Annotated in this window: 20 protein-coding genes; 8 read left to right on the forward strand and 12 right to left on the reverse strand. The window is 71.5% G+C overall.

Features of this window, described 5'->3' with window-relative positions; all coding sequences use genetic code 11:
- Positions 1–23: 23 nt before the first annotated feature.
- Together GFH48_RS07590 and GFH48_RS07595 are read right to left on the reverse strand one after the other, a co-directional pair.
- A complete protein-coding gene (locus GFH48_RS07590; protein WP_153287525.1) occupies positions 24–440 on the reverse strand; it encodes an SRPBCC family protein in 417 nt (138 codons plus the stop codon).
- 60 nt (positions 441–500) lie between these two features.
- Positions 501–1,511, reverse strand: a complete 1,011-nt coding sequence (locus tag GFH48_RS07595; RefSeq protein WP_153287526.1) for an aldo/keto reductase — start codon at positions 1,509–1,511, stop codon at positions 501–503.
- A gap of 1,430 nt (positions 1,512–2,941) precedes the next feature.
- On the opposite strand from GFH48_RS07595, the gene nhaA reads away from it, so the two are divergent.
- Entirely contained in the window at positions 2,942–4,855 is a 1,914-nt protein-coding gene (nhaA, locus tag GFH48_RS07600) for a Na+/H+ antiporter NhaA (protein WP_153287527.1), read from the forward strand.
- Between the two features lie 258 nt (positions 4,856–5,113).
- On the opposite strand, the gene GFH48_RS07605 is transcribed toward nhaA, so the two are convergent.
- Both GFH48_RS07605 and GFH48_RS07610 read right to left on the reverse strand, forming a co-directional pair.
- Positions 5,114–6,034 (reverse strand): NAD(+)/NADH kinase, encoded by a 921-nt coding sequence (locus GFH48_RS07605; RefSeq protein WP_153287528.1) that lies wholly within the window; start codon positions 6,032–6,034, stop codon positions 5,114–5,116.
- Positions 6,035–6,172: 138 nt separating this feature from the next.
- The gene (locus GFH48_RS07610; protein WP_194280832.1) at positions 6,173–8,074 is read right to left on the reverse strand and encodes an ABC transporter ATP-binding protein; all 1,902 of its coding nucleotides are present in this window, start codon (positions 8,072–8,074) and stop codon (positions 6,173–6,175) included.
- Between the two features lie 216 nt (positions 8,075–8,290).
- On the opposite strand from GFH48_RS07610, the gene GFH48_RS07615 reads away from it, so the two are divergent.
- The 6 genes from GFH48_RS07615 to GFH48_RS07640 all read left to right on the forward strand — a co-directional run bounded on the left by GFH48_RS07615 (position 8,291) and on the right by GFH48_RS07640 (position 16,897).
- Complete coding sequence (locus GFH48_RS07615) at positions 8,291–9,277, forward strand: lysylphosphatidylglycerol synthase transmembrane domain-containing protein (RefSeq protein WP_228120440.1); 987 nt, start codon at positions 8,291–8,293, stop codon at positions 9,275–9,277.
- Positions 9,278–9,372: 95 nt separating this feature from the next.
- Complete coding sequence (locus GFH48_RS07620; protein WP_153287531.1) at positions 9,373–10,137, forward strand: crotonase/enoyl-CoA hydratase family protein; 765 nt, start codon at positions 9,373–9,375, stop codon at positions 10,135–10,137.
- A 266-nt stretch (positions 10,138–10,403) separates the two neighbouring features.
- Positions 10,404–11,519 carry a mechanosensitive ion channel family protein gene (locus tag GFH48_RS07625; protein WP_153287532.1) on the forward strand — a complete coding sequence of 372 codons (1,116 nt, stop codon included), beginning with the start codon at positions 10,404–10,406 and terminating at the stop codon, positions 11,517–11,519.
- A gap of 619 nt (positions 11,520–12,138) precedes the next feature.
- On the forward strand, positions 12,139–14,358 hold the full coding sequence (locus GFH48_RS07630) for an NADP-dependent isocitrate dehydrogenase (RefSeq protein ID WP_153287533.1): 2,220 nt from the start codon (positions 12,139–12,141) through the stop codon (positions 14,356–14,358).
- Between the two features lie 390 nt (positions 14,359–14,748).
- On the forward strand, positions 14,749–15,813 hold the full coding sequence (locus GFH48_RS07635) for a right-handed parallel beta-helix repeat-containing protein (RefSeq protein ID WP_153287534.1): 1,065 nt from the start codon (positions 14,749–14,751) through the stop codon (positions 15,811–15,813).
- A gap of 55 nt (positions 15,814–15,868) precedes the next feature.
- The gene (locus GFH48_RS07640) at positions 15,869–16,897 is read left to right on the forward strand and encodes a methyltransferase (protein WP_153287535.1); all 1,029 of its coding nucleotides are present in this window, start codon (positions 15,869–15,871) and stop codon (positions 16,895–16,897) included.
- A 109-nt stretch (positions 16,898–17,006) separates the two neighbouring features.
- On the opposite strand, the gene GFH48_RS07645 is transcribed toward GFH48_RS07640, so the two are convergent.
- The 7 genes from GFH48_RS07645 to GFH48_RS07675 all read right to left on the reverse strand — a co-directional run bounded on the left by GFH48_RS07645 (position 17,007) and on the right by GFH48_RS07675 (position 22,337).
- Positions 17,007–17,339: a TcmI family type II polyketide cyclase gene (locus GFH48_RS07645; RefSeq protein ID WP_153287536.1), complete on the reverse strand. Its 333-nt coding sequence runs from the start codon at positions 17,337–17,339 to the stop codon at positions 17,007–17,009.
- A 27-nt stretch (positions 17,340–17,366) separates the two neighbouring features.
- Positions 17,367–17,846 (reverse strand): SRPBCC family protein, encoded by a 480-nt coding sequence (locus GFH48_RS07650; protein WP_153287537.1) that lies wholly within the window; start codon positions 17,844–17,846, stop codon positions 17,367–17,369.
- Position 17,847: 1 nt separating this feature from the next.
- The gene (locus GFH48_RS07655) at positions 17,848–18,105 is read right to left on the reverse strand and encodes a phosphopantetheine-binding protein (protein WP_153287538.1); all 258 of its coding nucleotides are present in this window, start codon (positions 18,103–18,105) and stop codon (positions 17,848–17,850) included.
- A gap of 24 nt (positions 18,106–18,129) precedes the next feature.
- The gene (locus tag GFH48_RS07660) at positions 18,130–19,386 is read right to left on the reverse strand and encodes a ketosynthase chain-length factor (protein ID WP_153287539.1); all 1,257 of its coding nucleotides are present in this window, start codon (positions 19,384–19,386) and stop codon (positions 18,130–18,132) included.
- Positions 19,383–20,651 carry a beta-ketoacyl-[acyl-carrier-protein] synthase family protein gene (locus tag GFH48_RS07665; RefSeq protein ID WP_153287540.1) on the reverse strand — a complete coding sequence of 423 codons (1,269 nt, stop codon included), beginning with the start codon at positions 20,649–20,651 and terminating at the stop codon, positions 19,383–19,385. The genes GFH48_RS07660 and GFH48_RS07665 overlap by 4 nt, the downstream gene beginning before the upstream one ends.
- Positions 20,648–21,130, reverse strand: coding sequence for a cupin domain-containing protein (locus GFH48_RS07670; protein ID WP_153287541.1), 483 nt, complete (start codon positions 21,128–21,130; stop codon positions 20,648–20,650). The genes GFH48_RS07665 and GFH48_RS07670 overlap by 4 nt, the downstream gene beginning before the upstream one ends.
- Positions 21,131–21,200: 70 nt before the next feature.
- A complete protein-coding gene (locus tag GFH48_RS07675) occupies positions 21,201–22,337 on the reverse strand; it encodes a SchA/CurD-like domain-containing protein (RefSeq protein ID WP_153287542.1) in 1,137 nt (378 codons plus the stop codon).
- Between the two features lie 234 nt (positions 22,338–22,571).
- Between GFH48_RS07675 and GFH48_RS07680 the strand changes: the two genes are divergently transcribed.
- Entirely contained in the window at positions 22,572–24,347 is a 1,776-nt protein-coding gene (locus GFH48_RS07680; RefSeq protein ID WP_153287543.1) for an FAD-dependent oxidoreductase, read from the forward strand.
- Positions 24,348–24,478: 131 nt separating this feature from the next.
- On the opposite strand, the gene GFH48_RS07685 is transcribed toward GFH48_RS07680, so the two are convergent.
- Positions 24,479–24,934, reverse strand: coding sequence for an RpiB/LacA/LacB family sugar-phosphate isomerase (locus GFH48_RS07685; protein WP_153287544.1), 456 nt, complete (start codon positions 24,932–24,934; stop codon positions 24,479–24,481).
- Positions 24,935–24,960: the final 26 nt, after the last annotated feature.

Raw genomic sequence — 24,960 nt, forward strand, 5'->3', positions numbered from 1 at the left:
CCACGCCAGGTGTGGTGTCGTCCTCAGCTCAGTGCCGTGTTCAGCGCTTCCAGGCCGTCGCTGAAGATGCCCGTGAAGAGCTCGACGGTCTCGGCGTCGGTGGCTCCCTCGGGAGTGAAGCGCCCCGACCACTGCACCTCGGCACTCGACGGATCGCCCTCGACGCTGTACACGCGCAGCGTCGCCAGGTATCCGACAACCGGGAAGGGAGCTTGGACGATCGCGTAACTGTAGTGCCGCTCCACCTCGTCGAACTCGATCAACCGCTCGACGATCGCGTCTCCGTCCGGATTGGCGAGCCTTCTGACACGCCCGCCCTCCTCCGACACGCTCGAGGGGATGTAGGGCAGCCAGTCCGGCAGCGAGTCGAACCCGCCGATCAGTTCCCAGACGCGCTCCGGGGAGGCCGGTACGACCCGGCTCACCGATGTTGATGCCATGATCTTCCTCCGTGCGTCAGCCCGAGGGGCCGTTCCGGCGCGCAGGCCGGCGGATGCGACTCACACTCCGCCGGGCAGAGGAGCCTTCGGGCTCACCAGATCCGCCTCGCGCAGCTCTCGCCAGAAGTCGACGGGAACCTGCTCCCGCAGAGCGGCCAGGTCCTCCGCGATGCGGCTCGGTTTCGTCGCGCCGGGAATGACGGCGGCGCTGGCGGGGTGCGCCAGGGAGAACTGCAGGGCGGCCGCTTTGACGCCGACTCCGTACCGGTCGGCGAGTGCCTTGATGCGCTTCACCCGGTCGACGATGTCCGGTGGCGCTTCCACGTACTCGAAGTGGGTTCCACCGGCCAGGATTCCGGAGCTGTAGGGACCGCCGACCACCATGTCGACGCCCTGTTCCGCGGCCATCGGGAGCAGTCGCTGCAGCGCGTGTTCGTGGTCGAGGAGGGAGTACCGGCCGGCGAGCAGGAACCCGTCCGGCCGGGGCTCGTCCAGGGCCAATGTCATCTCGACGGGCTCGGTGCGGTTGACCCCGAGGCCCCAGGCCTTGATGACACCTTCGTCGCGCAGCCGGGACAGCACCCGGAACGCTCCGGTACGCGCTTCCTCGAATTTGCTCACCCACAGGTCACCGTGGAAGTCCTGCGCGATGTCGTGCACCCAGAGGATGTCGATCCGGTCGACGCCCAGGCGTTTCAGGCTGCCCTCGACGGAACGCTCGGTGGCCTCCGCGGTCCACTCGTGGACGATCTTGTTCTTGCGCCCGTTCGCGAACAGATCGCCCTTCTCGCCGAGGTCACGGTTCCCCGTCTCCAGCTCGTCGAGGATGACGCGGCCCACTTTCGTGGACAGGACGAATTCGTCCCTGGGTTTCCGCGACAGCAGTTCGCCCACGCGGATCTCGGCGAGGCCCGCACCGTAGAGCGGCGCCGTGTCGTAGTAGCGGATTCCTTCGTCCCAGGCGGCGTTCATCGTCGCGAGGGCCTCTTCGTCGGGTACGGCACGGAACATGTTTCCCATGGGGGCCGAGCCGAATCCGATGTGGGCGGGCAGAACGTTCTTCAGAGACACGGTGAGCTCCACTCCAGGCTGACGGCCTCGAGATCCGGGCAGATTCGCCAGGATGCACCCCACCGGCAGCTACTGCCCTCATCCCATGGTGGCAAGGGGACGGGACTCCCGCAAACTCTCGGACCGCGGGACGAAGCACCTCTTCGGACCGAAAAGGAGCGCCTTCTCCCGACCGCGAATCGGACGCGCGCCCCCTCACGGACACATGCTGCCGACTGGCGCGCTCTGCGCGTGGCCTCTCGGACCGGGGCGGGGACGGTTCACCGCCGGAAAGCCGATGCGAGGCGGGCCGGACACGGCAGGGCCGCCCGCGACTCCCCCGTGGCGGGCGGCCCCTGTCCGAATGTCCGGAGATCGAGGTCGGCGACGGCGACGTCGGTGTCTTCGGCCGCTAGACGACACCGGCCCCAGCCGATGACGGGATTCGAACCCGCGTCTCCCTCTTGACAGGAGAAGTAGCCGTTGCCTTCGCACCTGGACGCCTTCACGGTAGCCGCCCGGCCGGATTTGGGCACGCGATAATCTCCGGCCGTGAGCAGCGGGACCGTACGGCGACCGTCCTGGCCAACCGACCCTCCGGCAAACGGGCTTATCGGTCCCGGGACACAACAGGCCCTGTTTCACCTGTCGTTGCGCTGCCGGCCGCGATCGCACGCGGCGGGCTGCAGTTCATGTTCATCATCTGCCTTCAGGGCGTCTGGCCGCCCCTGCACGGTTACGCGTTCGAGGACACCCCGTTGTGGGCCGGCATCTATGCTGCCGCTGACCCTGGGCTTCCTGGTCGCGGGCCGTCTGTCCGGTTGCCTGTCGGACCGGTTCGGCGCCCGTGCGTTCTCCACGGCCGGCCTGATCGTCGTCGCGGTCTCCTTCCTCGGACTGCTCGCCCTGCCCGTTTTCGGCGTGGCCGCGGGCATGGCACTGGTCTCCGCGCTCGCCTCGGCCCTGCGCGGCGGACGCCGTCCCACCGAGGACACTCCCCCGAGGGATCGACCGCCCACCGCACGACAGGCCCTTCGCGGACGGAGCGGACGGAACGAGCGAAGCGGACGGAAACGACCGAGTGGGCCGAGCGGACCGAGCGGACCGGCCGGGCAGGGCGGACAGGACCGACAGGACGCACGGCGCAGACAGGACAGCCCCGGCACCACACATCCTCGTAAGGGCGACGGCCGCCCGGGAAACACCGGGAAGGCGTCCGGCACACGCCCGCGCGACCCCGGCAACGCGTCCGCGCCGTCCCTCCGAGGCACCCGGAACGCACCGGACCGTCCCCCGGAGACACCCGAAAGGCGCCCTCGCCGCACCCCGGCAGGAAGAGGAACCGTCCCCGTGGAGTTACCAGGGATGCACCGGGGAACGCGGCGGGGCGCGGAGGCGCCCTGCCATCGCTTCGCCGGGTGCGTGTCGGCGTGCGGAGCGAGAATCGCGGAGTGACTGTGCCACCTGAGCCACCTGAGAGCTCCTTCCTGTCGGGGCAGACCGAGTGCGGCAAGACCGCCCACGGTCCGCTGCGGGACTTCCTGCGGACCGAGACCGGCAGCGCGGCCGTACTGCTCACCGCGGCGCTCCTGGCGCTCGCCTGGGCCAACATCGGACCCGGCTCGTACGCGTCCTTCTGGCACACCGGGCTGTCGGTCCGCGTCGGATCGGGTGAGGTCGCCCTCGGCCTGCGCGAGTGGGTGAACAGCGGCCTGATGACGCTGTTCTTCTTCGTCGTGGGCCTGGAGGCCCGCCGCGAGTTCGACATGGGCGAACTACGGGAGCGCCGGCGGGTCACGCTGCCGGTGCTGGCGGGGCTCAGCGGCATGGCCGTGCCCGTCGCGGTCTACCTGGCCGTCAACGCGGGCCACGCCTCCGCGCAGGGGTGGGGCACCGCCATGTCGACGGACACGGCCTTCGCGCTGGGCATGCTCGCCATCTTCGGTACGCGGCTGCCCGGCAGTCTGCGGGTCTTCATCCTCAGCGTCTCCGTCGTGGACGACTTCGTGGCCCTGGCCGTCATCGCCTTCGCCTACAGCAAGGCCGTCTCGGTACCCGCGCTGCTGACGGCGCTGGGCCTGTTCGCCGTCCTCCTGCTGGTGCGACGCACCCTGGGGATGCGGATCCCGGCCCTGTACGCGGTGCTGGGCGTGGCCATCTGGGTGGCGCTCCTGAAGTCGGGGGTGGACCCGGTCGTGACGGGGCTCGCGATGGGCCTGCTGACCTACGCCCGGCCGGCCGAACGCAGCGACCTGGAACACGCGAGCAGGCTGTTCAGGCGCTTCCGCGAGCAGCCGACGCCGGAACTGGAGCGCACGGTGCGCAAAGGGCTGGCCTCGACACTCTCCCCCAACGAGCGGCTCCAGCGGATGTTCCACCCCTGGACGAGCTATGTGATCGTGCCGCTGTTCGCCCTCGCCAACGCCGGCATCACGGTCAGCGGCGACGAGCTGGCCCACGCCTTCACCTCGCCGATCACGCTCGGCATCCTCTTCGGCTACGTCCTCGGCAAACCGCTCGGCATCATCGGGGCCGCCCTCCTGACCACACGCGTCAGCCGCGGACGCCTCAAGCCGCCGGCCGGCTGGGGCGCCGTCACCGCGGGCGGCACGCTGGCCGGGGTCGGGTTCACCGTCTCGCTGCTCATCGCGACCCTCGCTTTCGACGGTGACGAACTGGCGCAGGCGAAGGTCGGGATCCTGGCCGCGGTGGCCTGCTCGTTCCTCGTCACCTGGCTGGTCACCCGGGTGATCGGGGCCCTGCCGAAGCGTGCGCGCTCGCGGGCCCTGCTCGGTACGGGCCAGAGCATCGTGGATCTCAGCGACTCCGTCGACGTGCGGCGCGACCATGTACGCGGCCCGCTGGACGCGCCCGTGACGCTGGTCGAGTACGGGGATTTCGAGTGCCCGTACTGCGGGCTGGCCGAGCCCGTGGTGCGCGAGCTGCTCGCCGACTTCGGGGACGTACGGTACGTATGGCGGCATCTGCCGCTGCACGACGTGCACCCCAACGCGCAGCTGGCCGCCGAGGCGGCCGAGGCCGCGGCGCTCCAGGACGGCTACTGGGAGATGCACGACCTGCTGCTGGAACACCAGGGGGACCTGCTGCCCAAGGACCTGCTCCACTACGGCGAGGCGATCGGCCTCGACATCGACCGCTTCCGCGCCGACCTGCGGGCCGGTGCGGGTTCCTCCCACATCGCGGCGGATCTGGAGTCCGCCGATCTCAGCGGCGTTTCCGGTACGCCGACGTTCTTCGTCAACGGCCGCCGTCATCACGGCGCCTACGACATCGCCTCGCTGTCGGCGGCCGTGCGCGCCGCGCGGGAGAGGGCGGCGCTCACCGGGGCGGGCCGGACGGCCTGACACCGGCCCCCCGCGCCGGCCCGGCACCGGTCCGGCGCCGCCCCCGACAGCGGTCTGCGCCGCCGGTTGCCGGCGCTCCCGACGGCGACGAGGGCCGGAGAGCCCGGCCGGCCGGACCCTCGGTCCGCGGCGCCGCGGGGACCGCGCCGCCGGGCGGCCCGGAAGCCTGATCCCCGGGGACCGCGCCGCCCGGCGGCCCGGGAGCCAGATCCGCACGGCCGCGTACACCGGCACGGCACGCCACGACGTCCCGGTGCGTCACCGCTCCGGGATATCGGCGTGGAGTCCGAAATCGGCGTGGTCGTCGGGATGGGGGCGGCCCGCTTCGATGCTTCCCCTGATGCCGAGCTTCCTGCGCGCCCGCTGGTAGAACGTGGTGCCGCCGAGACGCACCACCTGAGCGGCCGCGGGGCAGGCCGCCACGGTGATCCGGTCGCCCGCGTCGAGGTATCCGACCACCTCGCCGTCGACCTCGACCGCCAACCGCCCTGTCGTCGGCAGCAGTTCGAGCGTGACGTCCTCGTCCGCCGGCAGGACCAGCGCCCTGTCGAACGAGGAGTGCGCGCTGGCCGGTACGACGAGGATGGCCTCCACCCTGGGCGAGAGGATCGGGCCGCCCGCGGCGAAGCTGTACGCCGTCGATCCGGTCGACGTGGCGACCACGAGCGCGTCGGCGGCGTAACGGATGAACTCGTCCCCCTGGAGGCTGATGGAGATGGCGGCCATACCGTGGCCCGGCACCCGTACGACCGCGATGTCGTTGAAGGCCCGGAAGTCGCGCCCGTCCGGCAGGCGGGTCCGTACGGCCATGCGGGCCTCGGTGGTGAAGCGGCCGCTGTCGATGCGGTCGAGAGCCGGTGCCAGGTCCTCGACGTCGATCTCGGCGAGGAATCCCAGCCGGCCCAGATTGACGCCGAGCACCGGGGTGGCGGAGCCGGAGAGCAGCCGCATGGCGCGGAGCATGGTTCCGTCACCGCCGAGACTCACGATCAGACCGGCCTTGGCCACCAGTGCTTCGGCCGACACGGCCACGGCGCTGCACGCGATGCGCCCCACCTCGTCCGGCAGCCCCAGCACCTCGGTCCGGTTCGTACGGGCCCAGTCCACGACGGATTCGATGACCGGCCCCGGATTGCGCCTGGGATGCAGAATCAGGCCGATCGATCCGATCTGACCCATGAGGATTCCCCTTACGTCGAAGCGACGGTCCCGAGTGCTCCACCATTGTCCTGCGGTGTGGCTTTCGCGCCGGTGCGGCCGGGAACGCGACGGGTGTCCGCGCGGGGACGGTGGGCCACCGGCCGCACCGCTGGTGCTTCAGTCCATCATCAGCCCGAGGCTCCGCTCGTGGGCGCTTTCGGGCCGCGGCTCGTCGAACTGGGTCCGGTACAGCTCCGCGTACCGCCCCTCCGCCGCCAGCAGCTCCTCGTGGGTGCCGCGCTCCACGATCCGTCCCGCCTCGACGACCAGGATCACGTCGGCGGCGCGCACCGTGGACAGCCGGTGGGCGATCACCAGGGCCGTGCGCCCGGCCAGTGCCTCGGCGAGCGCTTCCTGCACCGCCGCCTCCGAGGTGTTGTCCAGGTGCGCGGTGGCCTCGTCGAGGATGACGACGCGCTGGCGGGCGAGCAGCAGCCGGGCGATGGTCATCCGCTGGCGTTCGCCGCCGGAGAGCCGGTAGCCGCGCTCGCCGACCACGGTGTCGAGGCCGTCGGGCAGGGAGCGCACCAGCTCCTCCAGACGGGCGCGCCGCAGTACGTCCCACAGTTCCTGCTCCGTCGCGGCGGGGCGGGCCAGCAGCAGGTTGTCGCGTACCGAGTCGTGGAAGAGGTGGCCGTCCTGGGTGACCATGCCGAGGGTCCGGCGCATCGAGGCGGCGCTCAGGTCGCGGACGTCGACGCCGCCGATGCGCACGGTGCCCCCGTCGGTGTCGTAGAGCCGCGGCAGCAGTTGGGCGATGGTCGACTTGCCCGCTCCGGAGGAGCCGACGAGCGCGACGGTCTGACCGGGTTCGGCGCGGAAGGAGACGCCGCGCAGGACCTCCGCGCCGGCCCGGGTGTCGAGGGCGGCGACCTCCTCCAGGGAGGCGAGGGAGACCTTGTCCGCGGCCGGGTAGGCGAAGGTGACGTCGTCGAACTCCACGGAGGCGGGACCGTCCGGGACCTCCCGGGCGTCCGGCTTCTCCTCGATGAGCGGCTTGAGGTCGAGCACCTCGAAGACCCGTTCGAAGCTCACCAGGGCGCTCATGACTTCGACACGCGCCCCGGCGAGCGAGGTGAGGGGCGCGTACAGCCGGGTCAGCAGCAGCGCGAGCGAGACGACGGCGCCCGGTTCCAGGGTGCCGCGCAGCGCGTACCAGCCGCCGAGCCCGTACACGAGGGCCAGCGCCAGGGCGGAGACCATCGTCAGGGCCGTGATGAACGCCGACTGCGCCATCGCCGTACGCACCCCGATGTCCCGGACCCGCGCGGCGCGCGCCGCGAACTCGGCGGACTCGTCCTCGGGCCGTCCGAAGAGCTTGACGAGGGTGGCTCCGGGTGCGGAGAACCGCTCGGTCATCCGGGTGCCCATGGCCGCGTTCAGATGCGCGGCCTCACGCTGCATCCTGGCCATCCGGCCGCCCATGCGCCGCGCGGGCACCACGAACACCGGCAGCAGCACCAGTGCGAGCAGCGTGATCTGCCAGGACAGGGTCAGCATGACGGCGAGGGTGAGCAGCAGGGTGACGATGTTGCCGACCACTCCGGAGAGGGTGTTGCTGAAGGCGCGCTGGGCGCCGATCACGTCGTTGTTGAGTCGACTGACGAGCGCGCCCGTACGGGTACGTGTGAAGAACGCGACCGGCATGCGCTGTACATGATCGAACACAGCCGCCCGCAGATCCAGGATGAGTCCCTCGCCCAGCGTCGCCGACAGCCAGCGGCTGAGAATCCCGAGCCCCGCCTCGGCGAACGCGATGAGCGCGATGAGCACGGCAAGGCGGACGACGGTGCCCTCGTCGCCGCCGGACACGATGGCGTCCACGACGCGCCCCGCGAGCACCGGCGTCGCGACGGCCAGCAGCGCGGTGATCACGCTCAGTACGACGAACTGGCCGATACGGCGGCGGTGCGGGCGGGCGAAGGCCGCGATGCGGCGCAGGGTGGCGCGGGCGAAGGGGCGGCTCTCCTGCTGCGCGTTCATCACGCTGTGCAGCTGTGTCCAGGCTGTGGTCTCCATGCTCATGGAAGTGACCGTAGGACCTCAAGCTTCGTTGAGGTCAATGTCTTGCGGAAGAAGTCCACGCGCACGAAGGAACGACCCAGGGAACTCATGACGGCATCCATGACGGAATCCACGACGACCCCGCCTCCTCCCGCACCTTGCCCGGCGTGTCAGCCGCCGGACCAGCGCCCGCAACCTCCCGTTGGTGCGGTGTGGAAAACCTCTCCGAGTGTGACAGCGGTCCGTTTTCCCCAGACGCCCCCGCGGAGCCCCCTCAAGGGACTCTCCCGGCGCCTCCCCCTCCGGTCGGTCCTGTGCCTGATCCCGCTCGCCCTCGTGCTGGTGGTCGGCGTGCGCCACCGCTCCGTGCTCGTGGAGGGCTTCGGCCATCTGCGGGCCGCCGAGTGGCCGTGGCTGCTCGCGGCGGTCGTCGCGACCTGTCTGACCTGGGTCGCCGCGGCCGTCACCCGGCAGGGCGCGGTCGTGGAGCGGCTGCCCGCGCGCCGGCTGCTCGCCACCCAGTTCGCGGCGGGTGCCGCCAATCACCTGCTGCCGACGGGGCTGGGCGCCGGCGCGGTCAATCTGCGTTTCATGACGGTGTGCGGTGTTCCGCTCGCCCGCTCCTCCGCGGCGCTCGCGCTGTACATGCTCGCCGAGTCGGTCGCCCGCCTGGCCCTGCTGGCCGGCCTGCTCGTCGCGTTCCCCGGAGCGCTGCGGCTCGGAGGCCTTCTCCCGGACGGGACTACGGGCCCCCTGCTGCTCGGCGCGGGCGCGCTGCTGTGCGTCGCGGTGACGGTGCTGCTGTGCGTACGACGGGTGCGCGTGGCGGTGCTGTCGTTCCTGCGCACCGCGCTCGGGGAGGCGCGCTCGGTGCACTCCCGTCCGGCGCGCGCGTGTGCGCTGTGGGGCGGCTCGCTCGCCTTCCCGCTGCTGCAGGCCGCCGGTCTGACCGCGGTGGGACAGGCGATGAACCTGCCGGTGCCGCCGCTGCACATGGCGCTGGCGTACCTGGCCGCGACCGCCGCGGTGGCGGTGGTTCCCACCCCGGGCGGGATCGGCTCGGTGGAGGCGGCGCTCGTCGTCGCGCTGGTGGCGGCGGGCGGTCCGGTGGCGGTGGCCACGGCGGTCGTCCTGGCGTTCCGGATCATCACCGTGTGGCTGCCGTTGCTGCCCGGAGCACTGACCCTGGGGGCGCTGGTGCGTCTGAAGGTGATCTGAGCGGTCCCCGGACGGCACGCGAACGGCACGGAGTAGCCTCGGACGTACGTCAGTCGGGAGAAGACGCACGTCAGCCGGGAGAAGGGGTCAGCGGCATGCCGGTCCGGACCGAACGCCAGGGGTACGTCACCACGGTCGTTCTTTCCCGCCCCGCCGCACGCAACGCGGTGGACGGCCCGACGGCCGTCGAACTCGCCGACGCGTTCCGGGAGTTCGAAGCCGACGACACGGCCCGGGTGGCAGTGCTCTGGGGCGAGGGCGGCACGTTCTGCGCGGGCGCGGACCTCAAGGCGATCGGTACCGAGGACGGCAACCGGGTGGCCGAGGACGGTGACGGGCCGATGGGCCCGACCCGGATGCGGCTGTCCAAGCCGGTGATCGCGGCGGTCGCGGGGCATGCCGTGGCCGGGGGTCTGGAACTGGCGCTCTGGTGCGATCTGCGGGTCGCGGAGGAGGACGCGGTCTTCGGTGTGTTCTGTCGCCGCTGGGGTGTTCCGCTCATCGACGGCGGCACCGTGCGCCTGCCCCGCCTCATCGGCACCAGCCGCGCGCTGGACATGATCCTCACCGGCCGCCCGGTCCCCGCCTCCGAGGCGTACGAGATGGGGCTCGCCAACCGCCTCGTACCGACCGGCGGCTCCCGTGCCGCCGCCGAGGAACTGGCCGCCGGGATCGCCGACTTCCCCCAGTCCTGCCTGCGCAGCGACCGCGCCTCGGTCCTCGACCAGGAGGGCCTGGTGGAGAAGACCGCCATGCGTGGTGAACTACGGCACGGCATGGGCGTGTTGGCCGACAGCATGGAGGGCGCCGCCCGCTTCGCGTCGGGAGCCGGGCGGCACGGTTCGTTCAGCGGGACGTGAAGCCGGCGAGGACCGCGCGAGGACGTCCGGTTGCGTCAAGAGCCGCCGCGCGGGGGCCCGGTGACGGAAGGACGGCCGTCGCCCGGGTGCGTGGACCCCGTGACGGACCTACCCCCGGGTACGGCAGGATGAGCGGTCGCCCCGGACGCCGAACCGCCGTCGGGGCGTGATCGCGCGTTCCCGGATTCGAGCAGGTGGCAAGTGACGACACAGCGCATACGGCCCGCGGGCCCTCACCCCGGTCCCGGTCTCCGAGGAGGTCGTCGATGAAGCGTTCGGTCACTCTGGACGACCTGATGATCGCCGGAATAGCCCTGGCCGCCGGGCTGCTGGCGGCATTCCTGTTGCGGATACTGCTGCGATGGCTGGGCAAGCACGCCGAGCGCACCCGCTGGAGCGGCGACGACGTCGTCGTGGACGCGTTGCGGGCTCTGGTGCCCTGGGCGGCGATCGCCGGCGGGGTCGCGTCGGCCGCCGCGGTGCTGCCGCTGGCCGCGCCGGTCGGCCGTACGGTCAACCGCTCGCTGACCGTGCTGCTCATCCTGGTCTCGACGGTCACCGCGGCCCGGCTGATCGCCGGACTGGTCCGCTCGGTGACCCAGTCCCGCTCGGGCGTCGCCGGATCGGCCACCATCTTCGTGAACATCACCCGGGTCGTGGTGCTGGCGATCGGCTTCCTGGTCGTCCTGCAGACCCTGGGCATCTCCATAGCGCCCCTGCTCACCGCTCTGGGCGTGGGCGGACTCGCCGTCGCCCTGGCGCTCCAGGACACGCTCGCGAACCTCTTCGCGGGCGTGCACATCCTCGCCTCGAAGACGATCCAGCCGGGTGACTACATCCGGCTGAGCAGCGGCGAGGAGGGGTACGTCGTCGACATCAACTGGCGCAACACCACGGTCCGTCAGCTCTCCAACAACCTGGTCATCATCCCCAACGCCCAGCTGTCGGGCACCAACATGACCAACTTCACCCGGCCCGAGCAGCGGATGACGCTGACCGTGCAGGTCGGCGTCGGGTACGACAGCGACCTGGAGCACGTCGAGCGCGTCACCAACGAGGTCGTCACCGAGGTGATGACCGGAATCACCGGCGCCGTCCCGGACCACGAGCCCGCGGTCCGCTTCCACACCTTCGGCGACTCCCGCATCGGACTGACCGTGATCCTCGGCGTCGGCGAGTTCAGCGACCAGTACCGGATCAAGCACGAGTTCATCAAGCGCCTGCACAAGCGCTACCGCGACGAGGGCATCCGCATCCCGTCGCCCGCCCGCACCGTCGCCCTCCAGCCCGGTGGCGCGGAGCTCCTGGAGTCGGGCATACCGCACCAGCGGGAGGCGTCGTCGCAGAGCCGGAGCCGGGTGGACGGGCCGGCGCGGCTCTAGTCCCGTGACGCTGACGGGCGCGATCCTCCAGCACCTCCCGGGGAGACGCATGCGAGGAGCCGCGGGCGCCACGGCGTACGGCATCGGTGGTGCCGGCGGCCGGTCGCGTCGACGTGGTCCCGGCCGACGGCCGCGCGTACGGGCGCGGAGCGGGGCCGCCGGCCGGACACACGGGCGCGGGACGGGACCGGGCCCGAGGGTGACCGTCCGATGGCCCGAGCCGACCGGGGGTCCTCCGGCCGGCTCGGGCCACCCCCGGTCGGCACGGGCCACCCCCCGGTCGGCCTCGGGCCACCCTCCGGTCGGGACGGTTCGGCCGGCGGGTTCTCGGGTCGGGGTGCCTTCGAACCGTACGGCCGGGGTCCCCGTGGAGTGCGAGATCCCGGTGGACGCCGGGATCACGGTGGACGCCTGGATCCCTCGGGGCACCGGTATCCCTTGGGGCACCGGGCCCCGTGACACCGGAACCCGTGGGCACCGAATCGCGCTCCCGGGCCGGCCCGATCGTCCGCGGTCGCCCGTGGTCGGCCACGGTCGGATGCGGACCCCTGTCGAGTCGGGGTCGCTCACGAGATATCTTGATGTCGAGCAATGTTGCAGACGTGGAGCGGAGCACCCGGTGACTGACTCGACCATCATCTACACCCACACTGACGAGGCCCCGGCCCTGGCGACGTATTCGTTCCTGCCGGTGGTCCAGGCGTACGCCGCGCAGGCGGGTGTCACTGTGGAGACCCGTGACATCTCGCTGGCCGGGCGCATCCTCGCGCTCTTCCCCGAGTTCCTGGAGGAGAGCCGGCGCGTCCCCGACGCCCTCGCCGAGCTCGGCGACCTGGCGAAGACGCCCGGGGCCAACATCATCAAGCTGCCGAACGTCTCGGCGTCCATCCCGCAGCTCAAGGCCGCGGTCGCCGAGCTGCAGGCGCAGGGCTACGCGCTGCCGGCCTACCCGGACGACCCGAAGTCGGACGAGGAGCGCGACATCCGCGCCCGTTACGACAAGGTCAAGGGTTCCGCCGTGAACCCGGTGCTGCGCGAGGGCAACTCCGACCGCCGCGCCCCCGCCTCGGTCAAGAACTACGCCAAGACGCACCCGCACCGCATGGGCAAGTGGACGTCCGACTCGAAGACGAACGTCGCCACCATGGGCGTCGACGACTTCCGCTCCACCGAGAAGTCCGCGGTGATCACCGAGGCCGGCGCGCTGAAGATCGAGCTGGTCGGCGACGACGGCTCCACCACGGTGCTGCGCGAGTCCGTGCCCGTCCTCGCGGGCGAGGTCGTGGACGCGTCCGTCATGCACGTCGCGCCGCTGCGTGAGTTCCTCACCGAGCAGATCGCCCGCGCCAAGGCCGAGGGCGTGCTGTTCTCGGTGCACCTCAAGGCCACGATGATGAAGGTCTCCGACCCGATCGTCTTCGGTCACGTGGTGCGCGCCTTCTTCCCGAAGACGTTCGCGCGGTACGGCGAGACGTTCGCCGCCGCCGGCCTGACCCCGAACGACGGTCTCGGCGGCATCTACAAGGGCCTGGAGTCCCTGCCCGAGGGCGCCGAGATCAAGGCCTCCTTCGACGCCGAGCTCGCCGAGGGCCCGGAGCTCGCGATGGTCGACTCCAACAAGGGCATCACCAACCTGCACGTGCCGTCCGACGTCATCGTCGACGCCTCGATGCCGGCCATGATCCGCACCTCCGGCCACATGTGGGGCCCGGACGGCCAGGAGGCCGACACCCTCGCGGTCCTGCCGGACAGCAGCTACTCCGGCGTCTACCAGGTCGTCATCGACGACTGCCGCGCCAACGGCGCCTTCGACCCGTCCACCATGGGCTCGGTGCCGAACGTCGGTCTGATGGCGCAGAAGGCCGAGGAGTACGGCAGCCACGACAAGACCTTCGAGGTGCCGACCACCGGTACGGTCCGCCTCCTCGACCAGGCCGGCAACGTCGTCCTGGAGCAGACGGTCTCCGCCGGCGACATCTTCCGCGCCTGCCAGACCAAGGACGCCCCGATCAAGGACTGGGTGAAGCTGGCCGTCACCCGCGCCCGCGCCACCGGCGACCCGGCCGTGTTCTGGCTGGACGAGACCCGCGCGCACGACGCCGTCCTCATCGAGAAGGTCGAGCGGTACCTGCCGGAGCACGACACCGAGGGCCTGGACATCCGCGTCCTGTCCCCCGTCGAGGCGACCAAGCTGTCCGTGGAGCGCATCCGCCGCGGCGAGAACACCATCTCCGTCACCGGCAACGTGCTGCGCGACTACCTCACCGACCTCTTCCCGATCCTGGAGCTGGGCACCAGCGCCAAGATGCTGTCGGTCGTCCCGCTGATGGCGGGCGGCGGCCTCTTCGAGACGGGCGCGGGCGGCTCCGCCCCGAAGCACGTCCAGCAGCTGGTCAAGGAGGACTACCTGCGCTGGGACAGCCTGGGCGAGTTCTTCGCGCTCGCGGCCAGCTTCGAGCACCTCGCCACCACCACGGGCAACGCCCGCGCCCAGGTGCTCGCCGACACCCTCGACCGCGCGACGGCGACCTTCCTCAACGAGGACAAGTCGCCGACCCGTCGCGTCGGCGGCATCGACAACCGCGGCAGCCACTTCTACCTGGGCCTCTACTGGGCGCAGGAGCTGGCCGCACAGACCGACGACGCCGATCTCGCCAAGGCGTTCGCGCCGCTCGCCGAGACGCTCACCGCGCAGGAGCGGACGATCGTCGACGAACTGCTCGCCGTCCAGGGCAAGCCCGTGGACATCGGTGGCTACTACCAGCCCGACCCCGCCAAGGCCGCGAAGGTCATGCGTCCGTCCACCACCTGGAACGAGTCGCTCGCGACCCTCGCCTGACACACCGTCGGGCCCCGACGGGCCACGACTGCGCCGCCCCGGCCGGATCCTCCGGCCGGGGCGGCCGTGTTCCCGCGTCCCGGTGATCCCGGTGATCCCGGACGGGACGCCGTGCGTCGGACACCGTGTGTCGGACACCGTGAGCCGGACGTCATGGGGCGAACGCCGTCCGGCGGGCGTCGTACGACGGACATCGTCCGGCAAGCGTCGTACGACGGCTCCCACGTGCCGAACGCCGTGTGCCCGGCACGGCTCTTCCGCCGTCCTGATACCCCCTCAGAGCCTCCGCGCGGCCGACCGACACACCGGCGCACACCCAAGGGCGACAAGGGCTGCCCACCTGGGTGATCAGCGGTGGCGGGCCGGAACCCCCGCTCATAGCTTCGGCCCATGACCAAACGACAGATGGCCTACCTCGCGTGCACCGCGGCCGTCATGGCGTCGGGGCTGGGTGCCGCCCCGTCGGCCGACCACCGCGTGGTGCATCGAGTGAGCCCCGGTGAGTCCATCCAGAAGGCCGTGGACGCCGCGCTTGCGGGGGACACCGTCCTCATCTCCCCCGGCACCTACCACGAGAGCGTCCGCGTCGCCGTGCCGGACCTCACGGTACGGGGCTCCGGCGCCGGCCGTACCGTCATCGAGCCGGGCCCTGCCCCGGCCCGCGGCACCTGCGCCAAGGCCGGCAACGGCATCTGCGTGACCGGGACGGACAGCGCTCCCCTCACCGGCGTCACCGTGCGCGCGCTGACCCTCAGAGGTTTCGCCAAGCAGGGCCTGTGGGCGTCGGGCACCGACCGGCTGACCGTCCATGGTGTGAGCGCCGAGGACAACGGCCAGTGGGGGATCGCCGCCGAGAAGTCCGTCCGCGCGGTGTTCCGGCACAACACCGCCCGGGGCAACGGCGACGCCGGCCTGTTCGTCGCCAACACGGTCGCCACCGAGGAGGGCGCCCGGGACACCCGGGGGACGGTCATCAGTCACAACCGGCTGATCGGCAACCGGATCGGTGTCACCGTGCGCCGTCTGCGCAACCTCACCGTCGACCACAACGAGGCGACCGGCAACTGCGCCGCCGTGTTCGTCGTGGGCGACGAGAACAAGCCGCACGCCGGGGCACTGACCGTGAGCGGGAACTACGTCCACGCCAACAACAGGTCCTGCCCCAAGACGCCCCGGCTGCCCACCCTGCAGGGCTCGGGCATCGTCCTCACCGGCACCGAGGACACCCTCGTGACGGGGAACAAGGTCCTGGACAACGTGGGCACCTCCCCCATGTCGGGCGGCATCGTGCTGTTCAAGAGCTTCGTCGGCGCCGCCAACCGCGGCGACGAGATCCGCGACAACCTGGTGCTGGGCAACGGCCCGGCCGACCTGGCCGACCGGGACGCCGCCGGCACGGGCAACGTCTTCCGCCACAACCTCTGCCAGGTCTCCGAGCCCGCCGGCAAGTGCTGACCGACCCTCACTCCCCCACCCCTCACCCGGCACGACAGAAGAAGCGAGGCACCAGATGACGACTGCCGAACAGGCTCCCCCGCCGCCCATGCGGCTGAGGGAACTCGTCTTCGGAGCGGCGTGCGCCGCGGCCGTACGCGCCGCCGCCCGCCTGGGCGTGGCCGACGCCCTGGAAGAGACGCCGATGAGCGTCGAGGATCTGGCGGCGGCGGTCAAGACCCAGCCGCAGACCCTGCGCCGGCTGCTGCGCGCCCTGTCCTGCCAGGGCGTCTTCGTGGAGCAACCGGACGGCGCCTTCGCCCACACGGAGATGTCCCGGCTGCTGCGCGAGGACGATCCGCACAGCCTGCGCTACATCGCCCTGTGGTGCACCGAGCCCTGGACGTGGAACGTCTGGCCCAAGCTCGACGAGGCGGTGCGCTCCGGCCGCAACGTCTTCGAGGACGTGTACGAAAGGGAGTTCTTCGAGTACCTCAACGAGGAGGCGCCCGAGTCCGCCTACGTCTTCAACCGGGCCATGACGACGTCCAGCGAGCAGTCGGCGCGGGACGTCGCGGCCCTGCTCGACCTCGGCGGGGTGTCCTCGGTCGCCGACATCGGAGGCGGTCAGGGCCAGGTCGTGGCCAGCCTGCTGGAGAAGCACCCCGGGATGCACGGCACCCTGCTCGACCTGCCGGGCGTGGTGGAGAACGCCGACGCGCGCCTGCGCGAGGGCGGTTCGCTGGCCGACCGGGTGCGCATCGTGCCCGGTGACTGCCGCGAGGACATCCCGGTCCAGGCGGACGTGTACATCATCAAGAACATCCTGGAGTGGGACGACGACAGCACCCGTCGGGCGCTGGCGAACGTCCGGAAGGCGGCGCGGCCCGGTGCCCGTGTCGTCGTCATCGAGAACCTCGTGGACGACACCCCGTCGATGAAGTTCACGACCTCCATGGACCTGCTGCTGCTCCTCAACGTCGGCGGCGCGAAGCACACCCGGCGGAGCATGGCCGACCGGCTGACGGCCGCCGGCCTGGTCATCGGCGAGGTCCGCCCGGTCAACGCGTATCTCCACGCGTTCGAGTGCACCGTCCCGGCCTGACCCGTCGAGGCGCCCCGGGCCGGCCCCGAACCGGCCGGCCCCGCAAACCCGAGGCCGCCGGCTCCGCGAACGCGGATCCGGCGGCCTCGGGTTGTGTCCCGGCGCCCGGTCAGGAGGCGGCGGCGCGCTCCCAGCGGTAGAAGCAGCGCGCCATGGCGTCCTTGGGGCTGCGCCACGTCTGCGGGTCGTACGCGCTGACGTACGCCGACAGTTCCTCGCTGACGCTGCGGAACTCCGGGTGCCCGACCACCTTCGCGATGGCGGGCGCGGGGTCCTTGTCGGACTCGATGAGGTGCATGTACACGTCACCGAACTGGAAGAGGCTGCGCCTGTTGACGCCGATCAGGTGCGGCAGTTCACCGCGGTCGGAGGCGGCGAACACGTCGGCGATCGCGGGTGCCGAGTCGGGCGCCATCCTGGCGACGATCAGGGCGTGATGCATCGGGGGTCCTTCCTGGTGGTCCGGTGATCAGCCCGGTACGGCGGGCGCGTTGCGGCGGTCGCGGGCGACCTGCTCGATGCGGTCCCGGATCAGGGCCATCTGGACGCGGGAGTTGCGGTTGATGTTGTCCGTCATCCAGGCGTCGTCGACCGGGGCCTCGGGCTTCATCGCGAAGTCCTGCACCCAGTGCATGTGGGTGCCGTCCGGGGTCTCCTTGTACTCCCACCGGATGTCCATGTGGGCGAAGGGGCCGGTCTCGACGCGGCGGGCCCGTACGGTCCGCGCGACGCGGTCCACGGTCCGCTCCGACACCCAGCTCCAGACCTTCCCGTTCTCGTCCGGGTGCATGGTCAGGCGGAAGCTCGTGGTGTCGCCGTCACGGGACAGCACCTCCAGGGACGCGTACTCGCTGAACAGCTGAGGCCAGTTCTCGATGTCGTTGGTCATGTCCCAGACCAGATCGAGAGGGGCGTCGATGGTGATGCTGTTCTCGGTGTGTCCTGCCACTTCAGGCTCCAGTCTTGAGGGTGCTGTTGACGAGGTCGAGGAACTCGCGGGGCGTCTTGCAACGCTCCGCGTCGGGCGGCAGCGGCTTGCTGTACCGGTTCTCCAGCTCGCCGACGATGCCGAGCAGGCCCAGCGAGTCGAGGCCGAGGGTGCCGAACGGGGAGTCCGACGCGTGGTGCAGCTGCTGGGGGTCGACGGTGACCCCGGCGGCCTTCTTCATCAGCTTGGCCAGTTCGTCGACGGTCACTTCGATGATCATCTGTGTTCTCCTTCCCGCCCGGTCCTATCGGGCGGAGTCGCCGCCGCGGCGCACGACCAGCGCCGCGTTGGATCCCATGAGTCCCCGGCTGAGGACCAGGGCCGTGTTCAGCTCGGCGGGGCGAGCGCTGGACATCACCAGGTCGAGGTCGTGGCAGATGTCGAACACGTTGGGGGTGGGGGGCACCTGGCCGTTCTCCATGGCGAGCACCGCGGCCGCGGTGTCCAGCACGGGTGCCGCGCAGTAGGCACGCCCGATCCCGGTCTTGGGCGCCGTGACGGGCACCCGGGTGCCGTGCGCCCCCAGGGCGTCGGCGATGGCCAGGGCTTCGGCGCGGTCCGCCTCCGGTACGCCCAGGGCGTCGGCGAACACGACGTCGATCTCCTGCGGGGCGCAGCCCGCCTCGTCGAGGGCGACCCGGATGGCCTGGGCGAGTCCCTCCCGGGACCGCTCCCAGCGGGAGGCCCCGGTGAAGGTGGCGCCGTGTCCTGCCACGGTGGCCCGGATCGCGGCACCGCGGTCGCGGGCACGGTCCGCCTCCTCCACGACGAGCATCGCGCCGCCCTCCGCGGGCGCGAACCCGCAGGCCCCCTCGGTGAAGGGCCGGTAGGCGCGCTCGGGGTCGTCGACGGTGCTGATCTCGGGGTAGCCGAGCTGGCACACCATCGAGTACGGGGCGAGGGGGGCCTCGGCGGACCCGGCGAGAACCGTGCCGGTGCCGCGCCGTACCCCGCGGGCGGCGTGCGCGACGGAGTCCAGGCCGCCCGCCTCGTCGCTCGCGACCACTCCGCACGGCCCCTTGAAGCCGCCCCGGATGGAGATCTGGCCGGTGCTGGCGGCGTAGAACCAGGCGATGGACTGGTACGGGCCGACGTACCGGGATCCCTGGCCCCACAGTTTCTGGAGTTCCCGCTGTCCGAACTCGCCGCCTCCGGAGCCGGCCGCGGTGACCACGCCGATGTTGTACGGCTCCGCGGGGTCCCCGTGGCCGAGGCCGGCGTCGTCCAGGGCGAGGACGGTCGCGGCCATGGCGAAGTGACTGAAGCGGTCCGTCTGGACGAGGAAGCGCTCCTCGATGAGGGAGGCGGCGTCGAAGGAACGGACCTCGCCCGCGATGCGGAGCGGCAGGTGCTCGCATCCCTCGCGGGTGATCCGGTCCAGAACGCCGACCCCCTCCCTGATGGACTTCCAGTACGCGTCGGCTCGCATTCCGTTGGGCGCGATCACACCGATTCCGGTGATGGCCGCGTGCCGGGGGCGCTGGGTGCGCAGACTGGTCATGGGTTCCTCCCACCCGGCCCGGTCAGGAGCACCGCGGACTGGAAACCGCCGAATCCGCTGCCCACGGAGAGCACGTTGTTCAGCTTCCGGGGGCGTGCGGTGCGCGGAACGTAGTCCAGGTCGCACTCGGGGTCGGGAGTTTCGTAGTTCGCGGTGGGCGGCACGACCTGGTGCTTCAGGGCGAGGACGCAGGCGACGACCTCGATCGCGCCGATCGCGCCCAGCGAGTGCCCCACCATGGACTTGATGGAGCTCATGGGCGTCTTGTACGCGTGGGCGCCCAGCGACCGCTTGACCGCGGCGGTCTCGTGGCGGTCGTTCTGCCGGGTGCCCGAGCCGTGGGCGTTGACGTAGTCGATCAGTGTCGGATCGAGTCGCGCCTGGTCGAGCGTGGTGTCGATCGCCCGGGCCATCTCGCGGCCCTCGCTGGTCAGACCGGTCATGTGGTAGGCGTTGCCGTAGGTGGCGTAGCCGCCGATCTCGCAGTAGATGTGCGCCCCGCGGGCCCGGGCGTGCTCGTACTCCTCCAGGACGAGTACCGCCGCGCCCTCGCCCATGACGAAGCCGTTGCGATGGGCGTCGAAGGGCCGGGAGGCGTGTTCCGGGTCGTCGTTGTCGGGCGACGTCGCCTTGATGGCGTCGAAGCAGGCCATGGTGATCGGGGATATGGGTGAGTCGGACGCCCCGGCGATGCAGACGTCCGCCCTGCCCTCCTCGATCGTGTGGAAGGCGTAGCCGACGGCGTCGAGTCCGGAGGTGCAGCCGGTGGAGACGGTCTGCACCGGGCCCTGTGCGCCGAACCGCTCGGCGACCACCGAGGCGAGCGTGCTGGGCGAGAACGCCAGGTGCAGTTGTGGATCGGCCTCGCGGTGGTCCACGTCCCACCGTCGACCGCCCGCGCTGACCTTGACGTAGTCGTGTTCCAGGCGGGTGGTACCGCCGACGGCGCTGCCGAGCGAGACACCGACACGCCAGGGGTCCTCCCTGTCGGTGTCGAGTCCCGAGTCGCGTACGGCCTCGTCGGCCGCGACCGCGGCGAACTGGATGTACCGGTCCGCGTGCCGGCTCAGCTCCGGGTCGAGACCGTGGGCGAGGGGGTCGAAGTCGCATTCGGCGGCTATGCGCGAGCGCAGGCCCGCCGGGTCGAACAGCGTGATGCCGCGGGTCGCGGTACGGCCGTTGGCGAGGAGGTCCCAGAACGCCGTCGCTCCGGTGCCGCCCGGAGCGACCACACCGATACCGGTGACGGCCACCCGCCGGGTCACTTTATGGCCCCACTTCGCTCGGACGGCCGTCCGTGGTCAGGCGCGGACAGGTCCGTCCCGGCGGCGACGAACTCAGGCGTGGGCCCGTGGCCGTCGGTCACCTCCGTGTCGACGTGACCGAGGCTCGGGCGGGGCGCGAGCGGGCCCAGGTGGAAGACCATGCGGGCCTCGGTGTCACCGACGTTGCGGAAGCGGTGGCGCATGTTGATCGGGATCAGGAGTCCCTGGTCCGGCCGGAGCGCGTGCGCCTCGCCGTCCAGGTCCACCTCGAGCGCGCCGGCGACGACGTACACGAACTCCTCGGAGTACGGGTGGTAGTGCTCGCCGATGCGCTCACCGGGCTGGATGATGGCCAGGCCCATGAACCCACTGGTGGAACCCGCGGTGGCGGGGGTGAGCATGGCCCGGATGTCGCCTCCGCGCCTGCGGTTGGGTTCCGTCTCGCTCAGGTCCACGATGCGTGGATGCTTCTGGATCATTCTTGATACCTCCGACTGTGGAAGTGGCGTGCGGTGGGGCGGCCGCGGGCCTGGGGACCGCGGCCGTCCGTCAGGAGTGCGCCGCGGTGCGGTCGGTGACGGGCATCATGTCGGCGTGCGACAGGAGACGGTTGGCGTTGCGTTCCGTCTCCAGGGAGCCCTCGACGCCGATCGCGGGACCGTCGAGCAGCCGCTCGAGCTCTCCGGCCTTGCCGGCGCCCTCGATGCCGAGCGACGCGAGGGGGTCGGCGTCGACTTCGCCCGTGATGTCGATCAGGCGCACCACGATGTCGTCGCGCTGGAAGACGGTGCTCCCGTAGACCGTCCCGTTGGGGTCGGCGGCCGCGGCCTCGTCCTGATGGGAGAGCAGCCGGGCGAGCTCCATCCCCTGGCCGCGCTTGGCCGGGTAGTACAGCGCGTGCCGGCGCAGGCCGGCGGGTTCCGGCCGGTCCGCCACCACGTGGTGCACGGCCGGCAGGGCCGCGCGGGTGAAGAAGACCCGTGCCGAGTCCTCGTCGCCCAGGTTCCGGTCCTGCTCCAGGTACGGGTTGATGGCCTCCTCGACCGCCCGTACCCCGGGCTGGCGTGCCACGTGACGCAGGGCCACGAGGAGGTCGCCCTCCACCTCGACCGCTCGCACGACGCGGTTGCCGTGCATGAAGAGCGAGGTGCGGCGCAGGCGCGTGGTGTCGTCGACCCGGGCCTGGGGCGCCTCGTACCCGGCCAGGATCTCGGCGACCTTCGACTCCGAGCCCGGCTTGACGGTGAAGGTGAGGGCGTGGCGAGCCACCCCCTCGCCCACGCGGGCCTGCACCTGCTGGGCCGCCTTGACGGCCTTGGCGGCCTTGGGCGCCGCCTGCTGCTGGTTGGGGTGGGTCTCCCGCAGGACGCTGTAGCGCATCGACCGGGTGTCCCGGACGCAGCTGTGCATCGGCCTGACGGTCTCGACGTGTTCCTCGCTGTTCACCCAGGCGAGGAAGGGCGGGGCGCTCTCCCACTCACTGGTGATGAGCCACTGCGAGGGGTTCTCGATCGACTGGCAGAGCTGGTCGCTGATGTGACCGGGGACGGACGCGACCTGGTTGCACATGTGTTCGTAGGCGTCGAGGAACTCCTGCTGGGCTCCTTCGTACAGATCGAGCAGCAGGATCACCCGCAGCCTGGAACCGTCGAACGCCGATTGCGAGATACGTCCCGAGCTGGTCATCCGGCACACCTCTCCTCATTCTTCACGGAAGGTCGGGAACGACCGCCGTGACCGAAAGGCCGGGGTCGCCATGAGCCGATCGTTGACGGGACGTCCGATACGCGCGAGCCCCACGGGGCGGACGAGTGAACTGCGTGTCATCCGGGTGCCCCGGGCGCGCGATCAGGTCCTCAAAGGGCATGGAACCTGCATCCCATTCCTGACTCACCTCGCGGGTGACGCTGGAGGCAATCAATGAACCCATGGAAAGAGGCCGGCGAGGTCGGTCACCGGACGCCGGTCCTCGTCGTCGGCGGCTCACTGGTGGGCCTGTCCACCTCGCTGTTCCTCGGGCGCCTCGGTGTTCCGCACCTGCTCGTCGAGCGTCACTCGGGTACGTCGATCCATCCGCGCGGGCGCGGCAACAACGTTCGTACGATGGAGCTGTTCAGGGTGGCCGGGGTGCAGCGGCGCATCGAGCGGGCCGCGTCCGTCCTGGCGGAGAACCACGGCATCCTGCAGGCACCGACCCTGGTGGGCGAAGCGGGCGAATGGCTGCTCAAGGACATCGACCCCGGCGGCGGGCTGGCGCGTTTCAGCCCGGGCAAGTGGTGTCTGTGCAGCCAGAACGACCTGGAGCCGGTGCTGCTGGAGTGCGCCCGGGAGCTGGGCGGAGATCTGCGGTACTCCACGGAACTGCTGTCGTTCGAGCAGGACGCCGAGGGGGTGACCGCGCGGCTCAAGAGCCGTGCGACGGGCGAGCACAGCACGGTCAGGGCCGACTATCTCGTGGCCGCGGACGGCCCGCGCAGCCCCGTCCGCGAGCAGCTCGGCATCGGGCAGAGCGGCCCGGGCGACCTGTTCCACAACGTGAGCGTCACCTTCACCTCCCGGCGCCTCGCGGACGCCGTCGGCGACCGGCGCTTCATCGTCTGCTACCTGAACGGCCCGGAGGCCGACGGGGCGCTGCTGCCGGTCGACAACAAGGAGCACTGGGTGTTCCACGCTCCCTGGCATCCCGAACGCGGGGAGACGCTGGAGGAGTTCACCGACGAGCGGTGCGCGGAGCACATCCGGCGGGCCACCGGCGTACGGGGTCTCGACGTGGAGATCACCGGCCGGGCCGCCTGGCACGCGGCCGAACGGGTCGCCGAGCGGTACCTGGACGGACGGGTGCTCCTCGCGGGTGACTCGGCCCACGAGATGTCCCCCACCGGGGCGTTCGGCTCCAACACCGGTATCCAGGACGCGCACAACCTCGCCTGGAAGCTGGCCGCGGTTCTGGGCGGCTGGGCGGGCCGCGGGCTGCTGGAGTCCTACGACGCGGAGCGCCGTCCGGTCGCGGAGGCGACGAGCGCGCGCGCCTCGTCACGTTCGGTCGAGCACAGCCACCCCGGATACACGCCCGCCCCTGGGGCCGGCGGTCCCGGGGGTCCCGGCGGTCCCGGGGATCCCGGGGATCCCGGCCGTCCGAGCGGTTCCGGCCGCCCGAACGGTCCCGGCCGTCCGAATGGTTCAGGCGGCCCGAACGGTTCGGGCGGTCAAGGCGGTCCCGGCCGCGGCATCCTCAACGTGGCGCTGAGCTACCGCTATCCGCGCGGCGCGGTCCTGGGCGCCGATCCGACGCTGCCGATCGTGCCGGACGGGATGCGGCTGAAGGGCGAGCCGGGCAGCCGGTCACCGCACATGTGGCTGGAGCGTTCCGGCGACCGGATCTCCACCCTCGACCTGTACGAGCGGTCCCTGGTGCTCCTGAGCTCGGCGGACGGCGGCGCCGGCTGGCACGCGGCGGCGAAGGACGTCGCGGCGCGGCTGTCGGTGCCCCTCGACTCGTACCGGATCGGCGGCGGACCCGGCGCGGAGCTGTCCCCCGCGGACGGCACGGACTGGGCCCAGGTGCACGGCGTCACCGCGGACGGTGCGGTGCTGGTCCGCCCCGACGGGTTCGTCGCCTGGCGGTCCGAGGGCCCGGTGGCCGATCCCGGCGCGACGCTGCGGGAGGTGCTCGCGACGCTGCTGGACCGGCGCTGACGACGGCGGGGATCCGCGATACCCGCGAGGGCCCGCGACACTCGCGAGGGCCCGGGACCCTCGGGAGGGCGGGGCGGAGGGGATTGCGGGCCGCCCCGCCTCCCGTGTGTCCGGGGGTTCGGCCGGGTGGGTCAGGGACCCGTTCCGCCGAGGTCGAGCCGTCGGATGTGCGCCACGTTCTCCCGGTCGTCGGCGTCCTCGCCGGCCGAGGCGGCGAACCAGGCGTCGAGGATCTCCTTGAGCAACGGTCCGGATGTCAGGCGCAGGCTCAGCGCCAGTACGTTCGCGTCGTTCCAACGGCGTGCGCCGTCCGCCGTGTACGCGTCCGTGCACAGGGCTGCCCGGACGCCCGCCACCTTGTTCGCGGCGATCGACGCGCCCGTGCCGGTCCAGCAGCACACGACCGCCTGGTCCGCGGTCCCCTCGGCCACCTCGCGGGCGGCCGCCTCCGAGCACACCGCCCATCGCGGGTCCCGGCCGGGGTGCAGTGCCCCGTGCGTCGTGACCTCGTGGCCTCGGCCGCGCAGCTCCGCGACCAGGGAACGGGCAACGGGTTCGTCCATGTCCGAGGAGACCGAGATCCGCATGCCCGGCAGCCTACCGAGCGGTGCGA

Source organism: Streptomyces fagopyri (assembly GCF_009498275.1).
GTDB lineage: Bacteria > Actinomycetota > Actinomycetes > Streptomycetales > Streptomycetaceae > Streptomyces > Streptomyces fagopyri.

Coding starts and splice junctions, on each gene's coding strand:
- GFH48_RS07670 (WP_153287541.1), bottom strand. CDS start 21,130: ATGATCCAGAAGCATCCACGCATCGTGGACCTGAGCGAGACGGAACCC.
- GFH48_RS07645 (WP_153287536.1), bottom strand. CDS start 17,339: ATGCATCACGCCCTGATCGTCGCCAGGATGGCGCCCGACTCGGCACCC.
- GFH48_RS07605 (WP_153287528.1), bottom strand. CDS start 6,034: ATGGGTCAGATCGGATCGATCGGCCTGATTCTGCATCCCAGGCGCAAT.
- GFH48_RS07680 (WP_153287543.1), top strand. CDS start 22,572: ATGAACCCATGGAAAGAGGCCGGCGAGGTCGGTCACCGGACGCCGGTC.
- GFH48_RS07610 (WP_194280832.1), bottom strand. CDS start 8,074: ATGGAGACCACAGCCTGGACACAGCTGCACAGCGTGATGAACGCGCAG.
- GFH48_RS07620 (WP_153287531.1), top strand. CDS start 9,373: ATGCCGGTCCGGACCGAACGCCAGGGGTACGTCACCACGGTCGTTCTT.
- GFH48_RS07625 (WP_153287532.1), top strand. CDS start 10,404: ATGAAGCGTTCGGTCACTCTGGACGACCTGATGATCGCCGGAATAGCC.
- GFH48_RS07635 (WP_153287534.1), top strand. CDS start 14,749: ATGACCAAACGACAGATGGCCTACCTCGCGTGCACCGCGGCCGTCATG.
- GFH48_RS07590 (WP_153287525.1), bottom strand. CDS start 440: ATGGCATCAACATCGGTGAGCCGGGTCGTACCGGCCTCCCCGGAGCGC.
- GFH48_RS07640 (WP_153287535.1), top strand. CDS start 15,869: ATGACGACTGCCGAACAGGCTCCCCCGCCGCCCATGCGGCTGAGGGAA.
- GFH48_RS07685 (WP_153287544.1), bottom strand. CDS start 24,934: ATGCGGATCTCGGTCTCCTCGGACATGGACGAACCCGTTGCCCGTTCC.
- GFH48_RS07660 (WP_153287539.1), bottom strand. CDS start 19,386: ATGACCAGTCTGCGCACCCAGCGCCCCCGGCACGCGGCCATCACCGGA.
- GFH48_RS07655 (WP_153287538.1), bottom strand. CDS start 18,105: ATGATCATCGAAGTGACCGTCGACGAACTGGCCAAGCTGATGAAGAAG.
- GFH48_RS07675 (WP_153287542.1), bottom strand. CDS start 22,337: ATGACCAGCTCGGGACGTATCTCGCAATCGGCGTTCGACGGTTCCAGG.